This is a genomic window from Paraburkholderia sp. FW306-02-B (assembly GCF_058782725.1).
This window is the reverse complement of the sequence record NZ_JBYSXZ010000001.1, coordinates 1,799,418-1,812,171: the sequence shown is the minus strand read 5'-3', so window position 1 is coordinate 1,812,171 and position 12,754 is coordinate 1,799,418. Positions and strand designations below refer to the sequence as shown.

Below are 12,754 nucleotides of genomic sequence, written 5' to 3'. Positions count from 1 at the left end.
CTTCACCTCACAAAGATCACCCGTGGCAGCCGGGCGCGTCGTGCCTTCGGCGTCTCGTCGCGACGGGTTGTTTGCCACGCGATGACTTCGTCCGTGTCTTCGTCCACGACCGTCTTGAACGCGTCGCTGCCCAGTTGCAGATACGCGACCAGTTCCGCAAGACCCTGCTGCAGCGGGTACGATTCGATCAGCTCGCGCAGCGTCACTTGCGACCGATCCTGCAACGCCTGGCGGATATGACCCGCAAGCTGCGCGCGGTCAACCACCACTTGCGAATACAGCGCCGCAGCGTCCAGATCGACGTCGCCCGCTTCCAGCACGATATCCGCGATAACCGGCTTCTGCACCGGCGTGTGCAGCGGACGTTCCATAGGAAGCTCGACGTCGGATGACGACTCGGCAAGATTCATTATCTCGCCGACCGGCGGCGTGTCGCGTACGACCAGTGCCTTGGCCTCGATGCCGCGCAGGATGTCCATGATGCGGCGGTTCTCCAGCCATGCCTGGTCGTCGAGGAACCGGCGCAGCTGCTGCGACAGTTGCGCGACCGTGCGCTGCGTGTGTTCGCCCGCTTCCAGCCAGTCGTAGTGCACGCGACCGGTACGAGCGTCGGGCTTCAAGTCGGCCATCACGGGCAATGCGAGCACTCGCGCGAGCAGTTCGGTGAGCTCCTCCTGGCGAGTGCTGGACATCAGGAAATCCCAGAATGCGCGGAAGCTTTTGCCCTGGTCCGAGTCACCGATCGCGTCGCGCTCGCCCATGATCTCCTCCAATAGCGCGCCCTTCGAACCCTCCCATAGCGCGATGCGCTCGCGCACGCGACGGTCGAGCATGCGGAAGTTCTGCTCCACCTCGCGAAAGTCGGTTAGCAGGTCGCGCGCTAGCTGCATGAATTGCTGGAAGCGATCTTTGAGGGCCGTGTCGTTCAACAGGGGAAGGTCCCCGGATATCACCCGCGCGATCTCGGCATCGATCTCGTCACGACGCTTGTGTAATTCGGCAATGCGCTTTTGCGGATCGGATTCGCTGCCTTCGCTCATTTGCCGCAGCAACTCGAACAACGTCAGCAAGCGTGATTCCGTGCCGACGAAGCTGCGTTCCGTTAGCGCGTCCAGCCAGACAATCGCTTTTTCCGTCGCGGGCGTAAGGTCGAAGTGGGGTTCGTCCGAGCCCTGGCGATAAAACTTGCGCAGCCAGCCTTTTTCCGGGCTTGTCCAGTCGTTGAGATAGTCGAGCGCGCGTCTCGGATAGGCGTCCGCGCCCAGGCGATCGCGCAGTGCATAAAGTTCGTCTTCCAGCGCTTCGGACAGGTCAGCGGCGGACATCACGCGCACGTTCGGAACCACGAAAACGCGATGCAGGAAGCTCGCCACCAGCGGGGCGTGGTCGGAGCGCAATAGCCGCCATGCGGGATGGTGCGTGCGAAGGGTGTCGAGGGTTGAGTAGTCGAGGGTCATGGCTTGGGTCTCGGGCCGGATCGTATCATTGGGTACGATCCGGCCACGCGCTCAGGTTAACTCGACGATTGTAACGATACGCCATTTGGGCACCCACTTCTGCATGCCTGGCGCAAGACGAAACCTGTCATCGCACACCCTCAGCGGCTTCCGTCTTCGATACCCTTGCGCAGCAAAGCGTGTGAAATTTCCGACAGGGCATCTGCAAGCCGCCTTGCCGTGTCCGGCGGTGGCAGGGACAACTTAAGGCTGCGTACGCCTGTGGCAGGGTCGCGTTCGACCCATGGGTGGGCAGCAGCCCCATCGTTCGACGCGCTCAGTGCGGATACCAGTTCCACGCCGAACTGCAACAACCCCGACCAGGGATCAGGGCGCGCGTCTTGTGGCGCTGTTTCGGCGGCGATGGCTTTGGGTCGGGTTCCGGCATCGTCGATGCTTGTTTCTCCAGTTTGCGCGTTTTCCTTCAGTTCACCGGACGCGGCGGCGACATTGATGGCCTCTTCCACCACGGCCATTGCCTCGCCTTCGCCCATGCGGCCCGTGACGTTTTCCACATCCTTCATGAAGCGGTTCACACGTGAGCCGCTGAGCGAAATTTCGCCTGCGCCGCCATCGAGAATACCCGCCGACAGGGAGCGCTTGAAAGCCAGCACCGACAGCATGCCCTCCTCGATCGTTCCCTTGGCAACGTAGTTGATGATTTGTGCAGGCTTGCGCTGCCCCATGCGGTGTATACGCGCAATGCGCTGTTCAAGCACCGCCGGGTTCCACGGCAGATCCATATTGACGAGCGTCGAAGCGTGTTGCAGGTTGAGCCCCGTGCTGCCCGCGTCCGTCGACAGGAAAACGCGGCAGTCTGGATCGTCCCGGAAACGCTCCACCAAGGCAGGCCGCCTCTCCGACGGCACGCCGCCGTGGCAGCTGACATAACCGATGCCGAGTTTCTTCAGTCGGCGAATGACGATCTCATGAGTGCGCGTCCATTGGCTGAACACCACCGCTTTCGCTTCCGGCTGGGCGAAGAGAGATTCAAACAGCGTCGCCAACTCGTCTGCCTTTACGCCGTGGTCGGTTTCCTGATCCAGAAGATAGGTGCTGTTGCACGACATGCGCATGTTTTGCAAGGCGCAGGTGAGTCGTCGCTGGTCCTGGTCCGACAGAAACTTCGTTTTGCGCCAGCGCTGGACAATTTTGGCCACGACGTCCGCGTTCTCCGCGTGATAGGCCATCTGCATCTCGGTCATCGGCACCAGCAGATTCTGGTCGGTACGGTTCGGCAACTGACGCAGCACCTCAGACTTGCGCCGGCGGATCATGACCGGCGCCAGGGTCTGGCTGATCTTCTCAAGTCGGGTGTAGCCGGTCACACGTCCGGCTTCGTCCTTGACCTGATGCTCATGCAGCAGCTTCCAGGTGGGTCCGAGGCGATGCTGATCGACGAACTGGACGATGGAAATGAGTTCTTCCACCTTGTTTTCCAGTGGTGTGCCCGTGAGCACCACGGCATAGGGACTGTCGATGCGCTTGAGTGCTTTCGCCGCGATGGTGTTCCAGTTCTTGATGCGTTGTGCTTCGTCCACGATCACAAGCTCCGGTGCCCACGCAGAGATCATGTCAAGGTCGGATTTCAGCTTCTCGTAGTTGGTGATCTTGCAGAAGTCTTCCTCGGCGTATTCGTTCTGCCTCTCGACGAGACTTCCTGCGACCACACGCGACGCCCGGCCGGAGAAGCGAAGAATCTCGCTCTGCCACTGATACTTGAGCGAAGTCGGGCAGACCACGAGTACCCTCGACACACCGAAATGTCGCGCCAGAATCTCCGCTGCCGCAATCGCCTGAACAGTCTTGCCCAAGCCCATTTCGTCGCAGATCAAGGCACGCCCGGCGCGCACGGCAAACAACGCGCCTTCGGCCTGATAGGGGTAAAGCGGCACCTTGAGCAGCCTCTTCAGCAGCGGGTCGGCCGCCCCCACGCGGGAACACGGCGGTCAGCGCCGTGGCGCGACGCGACGCGTCGCTGCGGCCTGCGACGAAATCGAGTGCGTCGTCGTAGCCGCGCAATTCGTGACCTGTCTTCGCCGCGTCGGCGAGAAAACGACCCAGATCGTCGAAACGAGCCTCCGGTAACCGCCACCCGTCAGACACGTCGAACAACATCGCGGCGGACTTCGCCACCTTCGGCGGACAATCTGTACCGGCGCGAAAATGGATCGTTCGCCCACCGTCGTTCCGCAGATACAGTTCCGAGAATGCAGGCTGGTAGCCGCGGGCAAAGGCCGCCCTGGCACCGCGTTTTCTTTCCAGTCTGGACAGTGTGAATTCGATATGCTTGCAGGTACCCAATTCGTTGGTCGCATAGTCAGGACAGGCACAGAAGTTGTCGCCGGGCCGTGTCCTGCGGATTGCCACACGATAACTGGATTTCGACTCTGGATTACCGACACGAAACTCCGAGAAAAACGGCTCCGTTCCGAGATTCTCCAAGCTGAAAACCTGCTCGCGCCCGAACTGGCGGCGCAAGGCGCGCTGCCAATCAGCGGGGGTCATGTGATCCGGGGCGTGAGTACGAGAAAGCTTCGGGGCTTTAGCCGGCTTGGCAACATTGCGCTTGCTTTTCATAACTTCCGGGTAGTCATAGGTTGATAGACACTTGCCTTGTCGATTCATCAGCCTTGGAACTATCTTCGTGTGCAGTTCTTCGAGGACCTTGTCCCTCAGTTTCCACGCATCGACTTTGACGCGGACAATCAGTTCCATCCAGCGTGCCGGGCCGCAAGTTCACTCTGCCGTCACCACACTGCGTCGGTGCAAATGCGCAAGTTTGGCCGCTGCCGCGCAGCGGAGTGGTCCTGGAGATGCTATGCGCGAACGCCGTACCGTCAAAGCATCCCGTCCATAGATGACCTTGGGGCAGCGCTTCGCCTCGCTGGACTGAGAAGGGTTTGATTTACTCAATTTTACCGGCCCCGGACCAGGTCTATAAGAATCGCCCGAAGTGCCAGGTAGTCTGAAGCTCAGGTACGAGAATCCGCCAGGTGACACCGGCGTTTCACTATGCCGTTTGTCCTGTCGTTGCATCCTCAGCACAACTACACTTACTCCACAAGCAGGCGCGTGGGCGCAGTCTTACCTTAGCCGAACCGTGCAACGCCCGCCCCGTAAGGATCTCAGTGAAATAATGCTGTCAGGACATGCTCGCGCATCTGACGGCATCAGAGTTTCTTGACGATTGAGCTATTGGCAATTTCGTCAAAAATTGGCGTCTCCAGCCGATAGATCGCGAATCTAAACGTGAGAAAACGCCGCGCGAAGCGCGGCGTTCTTTTGGTTTTCCGATAGTTACCGAGAGAACGCGACTAAGATCGGGCCATCCATACGATAGTCTCCGATAGCCCGCGATAGATTACGCCCCCTACTCCCACTCGATGGTCGCCGGCGGCTTACCCGAGATGTCGTACACCACCCGGTTGATCCCGCGCACTTCGTTAATAATCCGGTTCGACACATGCCCCAGCAATTCATGCGGCAGATGCGCCCAATGCGCGGTCATGAAGTCCAGCGTCTGTACGGCGCGCAGCGCGACGACGTACTCATAAGTCCGGCCGTCGCCCATCACGCCGACGCTCTTCACCGGCAGAAACACGGCGAACGCCTGGCTCGTCAAATCGTACCAGGACTTGCCGGTTTCCTTGTCGATGAAGGTGCGTAGCGTCTCGATGAAAATCGCATCCGCGCGACGCAGCAGATCGGCGAAATCACGGCGCACTTCGCCGAGAATCCGCACGCCCAGCCCCGGGCCCGGGAACGGATGGCGATACACCATCGCCGGCGGCAAACCGAGCTTGACGCCGAGTTCGCGCACTTCGTCCTTGAACAGTTCGCGCAGCGGTTCGAGCAGCTTCAGATTCAACGTCTCAGGCAGGCCGCCGACATTGTGGTGGCTCTTGATCGTCTGCGTCGCCTTCTTGCCCTTGCCGGCCGATTCGATCACGTCCGGATAGATCGTGCCTTGCGCCAGCCACTTGGCGTCGGTGAGCTTGCCGGCTTCGGTCTGGAACACTTCGACGAATTCCGCGCCGATGATCTTGCGCTTCGCTTCCGGGTCGGTCACGCCGGCCAGCTTCGACAGGAACACTTCGCTTGCGTCGACGTGAATCACCTTCACGCCGAGGTGATCGGCGAAGGTCGCCATTACCTGCTCGGCTTCGTTCAGGCGCAAGAGGCCATGATCGACGAACACGCAGGTCAGCTGATCGCCGATCGCGCGATGCAACAGCGCCGCCGCCACCGACGAATCCACGCCGCCCGACAAACCGAGAATCACGTGCTCATTGCCGACCTGCTCGCGAATCTTCGCGACCGCTTCGTCGATGTAATGGCCCATTTCCCAATCAGGCTGGGCGCTGCAAATCTGCAGCACGAAGCGCTCGAGCATCGCTCGGCCCTGCACGGTGTGCGTGACTTCCGGGTGCCATTGCAGACCGTAGAAATGGCGCTTTTCGTCGGCCATCGCCGCGATCGGGCACGATTCCGTCGACGCCATCAGCGCGAAGCCCGGCGGCATTTCCAGCACCTTGTCGCCGTGGCTCATCCACACTTTCAGCATGCCGTGACCTTCCGGCGTGGTGAAATCGCTGATGCCTTCGAGCAGGCTCGTATGGTTGCGCGCGCGCACTTCGGCATAACCGAATTCGCGCAGGTGGCCCATATCGACCTTGCCGCCGAGCTGCTCGGCCATCGCCTGCATGCCGTAGCAGATGCCGAGCACCGGCACGCCGAGCTCGAACACCGCTTGCGGCACGCGCGGCGTATCCGTTTCGGTGACCGAGCTCGGACCGCCGGACAGGATCACACCCTTGGGCGCGAAGTCGCGAATGAACGACGCGTCGACGTCGTACGGATGAATTTCCGAATACACGTTGGCTTCGCGAACGCGACGTGCAATCAGTTGGGTGACTTGCGAACCGAAGTCGAGGATCAGGATCTTGTCGTGCATGGCAGCGGACGGAGTCAAAAGTGAACGGATACGGGATACCGCGCACGAAGCGCGGCGTTGAATTCAAAGCGGTCCACGTGAAGGACCATCGAGCGTGAAGCGCAACGTTGAAGCACGCTGGGACGTCCGGCGCCGCGGGCACTCACTTACGGTGCGCACGAATTAATTCCGGTAGCTTCGGCAGACGGTGTGGCGCTCAGCGCGTCAGCCATGAAACGGCGGCCGGGGCGCGCCGGGTGTATCGGCGGCTGCGTTGCGGGCATCGTCACGGGCTTCGTCGCGCGCAATTCGTTCGGACGCCGTCAGACCGGGTTCGTCGACTACCTGATGAACCGGCGCAGCCGAAACTGGATTGACGGGGCGCGTCACCGGCAAGACTGGCTCGACCACCGGCTCGGCGCGATAGACCGGAACGCCAGCCGTCACGCGGCCGGGTTCGCGTTTGTTGCCGGCATCTCCGGCCGCATCTTTCGCGGCTTGCCGTTCAGCGCGCCCGGCAGCAGCGGCCTCAGCCAGCTGCCCCTTCTCACGACGCCGCACCGCGCCTGACAAACGCACACCGCCAAGGCCAATCACCAGCAGCACCACACCGGTCAGCACCGCGACGATCTGCCCGAAGCCGGTCAGCGCAGGCGCATGCAAGCCAAGCAGCCAGACCAGCATCAGCACGCCGGTCAGCCAGTTCACATGCCCGACGATCTTGGCGACCGTCGACGTCAGCGCACCGTCGATCGACGCGTGCAACGCCAGCCACGCCAGCCCGACCAGCGCAACGCCGAACCCCTGGCCGGCCAGAGCCGGCTGGGTTTGCACCAGTTGCAGCGCGTTGTACAGCGAAGTCCACGGCGTCAGCAGAAACAGCAGGCCGAACGCGAGCAACAGCAAGGCATCGATGATGAGTACAGCGCGCAGCAATGGCTTCATTGGCGTTTAGTCCACGTGGTAGTTGGGCGCTTCCTTGGTGATCTGCACGTCATGCACATGCGACTCGCGCAAGCCCGCGCCCGTGATCTGCACGAACTCGGCCTTGTCGTTCATCTCCGAGATCGTGCGGCAACCGCAGTAGCCCATGCTGGCGCGCACGCCGCCGATCAGCTGGAACAGGATCGCGTTGACCGAGCCCTTGTAGGCGACACGGCCTTCGATGCCTTCCGGCACCAGCTTGTCGATGTTCGCGGAGTTATCTTGGAAGTAGCGGTCCGCCGCGCCGTCCTTCATCGCGCCGACCGAACCCATGCCACGGTACGACTTGTACTGGCGGCCTTGGTACAGGAACACGTCGCCCGGCGCTTCTTCAGTACCGGCGAACATGCTGCCCATCATCACAGCATTTGCGCCCGCTGCCAGCGCCTTGCTCACGTCGCCCGAAAAGCGCACGCCACCGTCGGCGATGACCGGCACGCCGCTGCCCTTCAGCGCTTCAGAGACGTTGGCGATCGCGGTAACCTGCGGCACGCCCACACCGGCGACGATCCGCGTCGTGCAGATCGAGCCCGGGCCGATACCGACCTTCACGCCGTCCGCGCCGTACTCGACCAGCGCCTTCGCCGCCGCGGCGGTAGCGATGTTGCCGCCGATCACTTCGACGTGCGGGAAGTTCTGCTTGACCCACTTGACGCGCTCGAGCACGCCCTTGCTGTGGCCGTGCGCGGTATCGACGACGATCACGTCGACGCCCGCCTGCACCAGCAGTGCCACGCGCTCTTCGTTGTCTTCGCCCACGCCGACCGCCGCGCCCGCGCGCAGCTTGCCGTGCTCGTCTTTACAGGCGTCCGGGTGTTCGGTTTGCTTGGTGATGTCCTTGACGGTCATCAGGCCGCGCAGTTCGAAGGCGTCGTTGATCACCAGCACGCGCTCGAGGCGGTGGCTGTGCATCAGCGCCTTGGCTTCGGCGAGCGGCGTGCCTTCCTTGACGGTGACAAGGCGCTCGCGCGGCGTCATGATGTTGCGTACCGGCTCGTCCAGACGCTCCTCGAAACGCAGGTCGCGGTTCGTGACGATACCGATCAACTGCGCGCCTTCGACGACCGGGAAGCCGGAAATGCCATGCTGTTGCGACAGCGCGATGACGTCGCGCACCTTCATTTGCGGCGGCACGGTGATCGGATCGCGCACGACGCCCGATTCGAAACGCTTGACCTTGGCAACTTCACGCGCCTGTTCGGCCGGCGTGAGATTCTTGTGGATGATGCCCACGCCACCCATTTGCGCCATCGCGATCGCGAGACGGGCTTCGGTGACGGTGTCCATGGCGGCGGACACGAGCGGCATATTCAGGGAGATGTTGCGGGTCAGCCGGGTCTTGAGGCTGGTATCGCGCGGCAGAACATCAGAGTAGGCCGGGACGAGGAGCACGTCATCGAACGTGAGTGCTGTTTGGATCAGACGCATGGCAAATCCTATAGGCGCAAAAGCGAATTATACGCGATACCTCCCCGGTTTTCACTGCACTAACAGCAGCTTAGCGAATTTCCGGCGATTTTTTTCGTGACTTCGGGCATGTCGATTTCGCTTCCACGTTCGGCCCGGGTTCGATCGGGTTTCGTTTGCGCGTTCGCAGGCAGCGGGCCGCCGGACGGGGGACGAGCGCCGGGATTTACCGGCGCTCGAGCCACAGCGAACCGGCGAAATGCGCCACCGCGCGCCACCAAACGCCACTAAAGCCACTGAATGCAGCCGAATGCAGAATCAAACAAGACGCGCCGCCCGCCGACCGGCTATTCTCCGCACCATTCCAGTTTTTTGCAGGGGCAGTCGATGCAGCGCGGTGTGGCATACGGGGTGATGGCCGGAGCCTTATGGGGCATGGTGTTTCTGGTGCCGCGGGTGTTGCCCGATTTTTCTCCGCTGCTACTGAGCGCGGGCCGCTACACGATGTACGGCATCGTGTCGCTGGCCGCCGCGCTGCCGATGGCGCGTTCGCTCGTCAAACGCCTGACCCGCGAGGATCTCGGCGCGCTCGTCAAGCTGGCGCTGGCCGGCAACCTGCTCTACTACCTGCTGCTGACGGCTGCCGTCCACATGATCGGTATCGCGCCGGCATCGCTGATCGTCGGCGTGTTGCCGGTCACGGTGACGCTGCTCGGCCGGCGCGACCATGGCGCCGTGCCGCTCGCACGCCTCGCGTGGCCGCTCATGATGGTGATGGCGGGCATCGTCTGCATCAACGTCGACGTGTTTACCGTGGCGCACAGCACGCCTGTGAGCATCGTCACGAAGCTGGCCGGCCTCGCCTGCGCGGTCGGCGCGCTGGCTTGCTGGACGTGGTTCGCGGTCGAAAACTCACGCTACCTGCAACGTCAGACGCACTTCAGCGGTAACGAGTGGTCGGTTCTATGGGGTGTGGTGACCGGCGCGCTCGGTGCGGCACTGTGGCTGGTGGTCGCCGTGCTGCCGTCCGGCAGCCTGCAAAGCACGCTCGCGGACAACCGCTGGCACACCTTCTGGGTGCTGAATCTGGTTCTCGCGATCGGCGCTTCGTGGCTCGGCAATGGCCTGTGGAATGCCGCGTCAAAGCGCTTGCCACTGACGCTGTCCGGTCAGCTGATCGTGTTCGAAACGCTGTTTGCACTGCTCTACGCGTTCATCTACGACCAGCGGCTGCCACGTCCGCTGGAAACAGCGGCGATTCTGCTGCTGGTGGCGGGTGTGAGCTGGTCGGTGCGCCAGCATGCCGGCGACGATTCGTCCGGCGAGCCATCGATCGAGGAAAAAGCGCAGGTTTCGGCGCATTGAGCCGTGGCACGGCCAGCGCCGCGCAACGGCAACGGCAACGGCGCACGCAAGTGAGTACGCGCGTGCGCGAGTCAGCGCCTGAAAGCCGCGCCGCCTCAAGGTGCGCTCAACGCGAATCCTTGTTCTGCCAGCGGCGGCCTTCGATCGAGCCCGCCTTGCGGGTCTTCTCGACACGCCGTTGACGTGACACCTTCGGATCCACCAGAAGCGGCCGGTATATCTCAACCCGATCGTGATCGGCGAGCACCGTATCCAGCGTCTTGAGCTTGCCGAACACGCCGACCTTCTGCGTCGTCAGATCGATCTGCGGGTGGCGCTGCAGGATGCCGCTCGCGTCGAGCGCCTGCTGCACCGTGGCGCCTTCGGGCAACTCCACGGCAATCAGCGTTTGCGCGTCGGCAAGCGCGTAGCAGACTTCAATCGACAAGCGCGCGCTCATGCCTTACCGTAGCGCTGATCGGCGCGCTTCACAAACGATTCGACGAAGGTGTTGGCGATATGGCTGAACACCGGTCCGATAATCTTCTCAAGAATGATGTTGGTAAATTCGTAGTGCAACGCGAATTCGATCTTGCAGGCGTCGGCCCGCAGCGGCGTGAAACGCCAGAAGCCGGTGAACTTGCGAAACGGGCCGTCCGCGAATTCCATATCGATGCGCGTGGGCCGCTCCATACTATTGTGCGTGGCGAAATGCTGCTTGATGCCCTTGAAGTTGATATCGATCTTCGCCTCCATGCCGGTTTCGTCCTGGCGGCGGATTTCGACTCCCCCGCACCAGGGCAGGAAGTTGGGGTAATCGGCGACGTCGGTAACGAGGTCGAACATCTGTTCCGCCGAATGGCGGATCAACACGGTTTTCTGGACATCTGCCATAAATTGAACAGCGCGTGGCAAGGGTGGGCAAGCGCCGCGGGCTTTCCTTGCCCCGCTTTGCTAAAATCGTGATTTTAAACGAGTTGGGCACTTTCCATTCATGAGCATCATCGACAACAGAAAAGCCTTCTACGACTACTCGGTCGAAGAACGCTATGAAGCAGGGCTCGTGCTCGAAGGATGGGAGGTCAAGGCGCTGCGCGCCGGGCGCGGCCAGATCAAGGAAGGTTACGTGGTCATCCGCGATAACGAACTGTTCCTGATCGGCACGCACATCAGCCCGCTGCCCGAGGCCTCGACCCACATCCACCCGGACCCGGTGCGCACGCGCAAGCTGCTTCTGCACAGCGAGGAAATCAGCAAACTGATCGGCAAAGTCGAGCAGCGCGGCTATACGCTTGTGCCGCTGAACTTCCACTACAAGGGTGGCCGCGTCAAATGTGAAATCGGGCTGGCGAAGGGCAAGAAGATGCACGACAAACGTGAAACCGAAAAGAAGCGCGATTGGGAACGCGAAAAGGCGCGCTTGATGCGCTCGCCTACATGATCTTGACCGGCGCCGCGCGGTGCGCGGATTTGCCGCGCCTTATCTGGCTACGTTAGCTGGCTGCCGGCGGTTCCAACGCAAAGACTCAACGAAAAATGGCCCGCTAACTCAGCGGGCCATTTTTTCGGCAAGGACACAGGCGCTCAGCGCACGTCCGATACGCCCTTGCCTTTGTTCACGATCGTCAGCGCCGACGCGATCATCGAACTCATATCCGCCAGGTTGCCCGGCACGATCAGCGTGGTGCCCTGCTTTGCCAGGTTTGCGAACGCGTTCACATACTGTTCGGCCACCTTCAGGTTCACCGCTTCCATCCCGCCGTGCGACTGGATCGCCGCAGCGATCTTCTGAATCGCCTGTGAATTGGCTTCAGCCACCGCCAGAATCGCCGACGCCTGCCCTTGCGCCTGGTTGATCGCCGCCTGCCGTTCGCCCTCCGACTTCTGGATCGCCGCCTCACGCCCACCCGAGGCGATATTAATCTGCTCCTGCTTGCGCCCTTCCGACGCCGCGATCAACGCGCGCTTCTCACGCTCGGCGGTGATCTGCGCCTGCATCGCGTGAAGAATCTCCTTCGGCGGCGTCAGGTCCTTGATCTCATAGCGCAATACCTTCACACCCCAGTTCGACGCCGCCTCATCGAGCGAGGACACGATGCTGTGGTTGATGAAGTCGCGCTCCTCGAAAGTCTTGTCGAGTTCGAGCTTGCCGATCACCGAACGCAGCGTGGTCTGCGACAACTGCGTGATCGCGAACACGAAGTTGCTCGACCCGTACGACGCCTTCATCGGATCGGTGACCTGAAAATACAGCACGCCGTCCACCTGCAGCTGCGTGTTGTCGCGCGTGATACAGACCTGGCTCGGCACTTCGAGCGGGATTTCCTTGAGGATGTGTTTGTACGCGATCCGGTCGATGAACGGAAACGCGAAGCTCAAGCCCGGTGTCAGCGTGCGGTGATAGCGGCCGAGCCGCTCCAGCACCCATGCGTGCTGTTGCGGCACGATCTTGAGCGTTTGCGCCGCCAGCACGATCACGATGATCAGAAGCACCGCCCCGACGATGGTCGAATCCATTGCTGCCCTCCCGTCTGTAGTTCGAATAGTTGCGAGTGTATGGTGTGCGTGGTGTGTGTCTTGTGACCGA

The 12,754-nt window shown here is 61.7% G+C and carries 10 protein-coding genes; 2 read left to right on the top strand and 8 right to left on the bottom strand.

Annotation, left to right across the window (positions count from 1 at the left end):
- Positions 1-2: 2 nt before the first annotated feature.
- The 5 genes from AC3WOG_RS07985 to guaB form a co-directional block, all read right to left on the bottom strand.
- Positions 3-1,457 (bottom strand): DUF3375 domain-containing protein, encoded by a 1,455-nt coding sequence (locus tag AC3WOG_RS07985; protein ID WP_492577470.1) that lies wholly within the window; start codon positions 1,455-1,457, stop codon positions 3-5.
- A gap of 140 nt (positions 1,458-1,597) precedes the next feature.
- On the bottom strand, positions 1,598-3,430 hold the full coding sequence (locus AC3WOG_RS07980) for a DEAD/DEAH box helicase (protein WP_492577469.1): 1,833 nt from the start codon (positions 3,428-3,430) through the stop codon (positions 1,598-1,600).
- A gap of 1,439 nt (positions 3,431-4,869) precedes the next feature.
- Entirely contained in the window at positions 4,870-6,453 is a 1,584-nt protein-coding gene (gene guaA, locus AC3WOG_RS07975) for a glutamine-hydrolyzing GMP synthase (protein ID WP_492577468.1), read from the bottom strand.
- Positions 6,454-6,657: 204 nt separating this feature from the next.
- Positions 6,658-7,377, bottom strand: coding sequence for a hypothetical protein (locus AC3WOG_RS07970; protein ID WP_492577467.1), 720 nt, complete (start codon positions 7,375-7,377; stop codon positions 6,658-6,660).
- Positions 7,378-7,383: 6 nt separating this feature from the next.
- Entirely contained in the window at positions 7,384-8,844 is a 1,461-nt protein-coding gene (guaB, locus tag AC3WOG_RS07965; RefSeq protein WP_492577466.1) for an IMP dehydrogenase, read from the bottom strand.
- A 366-nt stretch (positions 8,845-9,210) separates the two neighbouring features.
- Between guaB and AC3WOG_RS07960 the strand changes: the two genes are divergently transcribed.
- Entirely contained in the window at positions 9,211-10,188 is a 978-nt protein-coding gene (locus tag AC3WOG_RS07960; protein ID WP_492577465.1) for a DMT family transporter, read from the top strand.
- Positions 10,189-10,294: 106 nt separating this feature from the next.
- Here the strand turns inward: AC3WOG_RS07960 and AC3WOG_RS07955 are convergent, their stop codons facing one another.
- Positions 10,295-10,627: an RnfH family protein gene (locus AC3WOG_RS07955; RefSeq protein WP_492577464.1), complete on the bottom strand. Its 333-nt coding sequence runs from the start codon at positions 10,625-10,627 to the stop codon at positions 10,295-10,297.
- Positions 10,624-11,061 carry a type II toxin-antitoxin system RatA family toxin gene (locus tag AC3WOG_RS07950; protein ID WP_063496516.1) on the bottom strand — a complete coding sequence of 146 codons (438 nt, stop codon included), beginning with the start codon at positions 11,059-11,061 and terminating at the stop codon, positions 10,624-10,626. Before AC3WOG_RS07950 ends, AC3WOG_RS07955 begins: the two co-directional genes overlap by 4 nt.
- 100 nt (positions 11,062-11,161) lie before the next feature.
- On the opposite strand from AC3WOG_RS07950, the gene smpB reads away from it, so the two are divergent.
- Positions 11,162-11,608 carry an SsrA-binding protein SmpB gene (smpB, locus tag AC3WOG_RS07945; RefSeq protein WP_341315223.1) on the top strand — a complete coding sequence of 149 codons (447 nt, stop codon included), beginning with the start codon at positions 11,162-11,164 and terminating at the stop codon, positions 11,606-11,608.
- A gap of 143 nt (positions 11,609-11,751) precedes the next feature.
- Here smpB and AC3WOG_RS07940 read toward each other — a convergent pair whose 3' ends face one another.
- Positions 11,752-12,684 (bottom strand): SPFH domain-containing protein, encoded by a 933-nt coding sequence (locus AC3WOG_RS07940; protein WP_492577463.1) that lies wholly within the window; start codon positions 12,682-12,684, stop codon positions 11,752-11,754.
- Between the last annotated feature and the right edge of the window lie 70 nt (positions 12,685-12,754).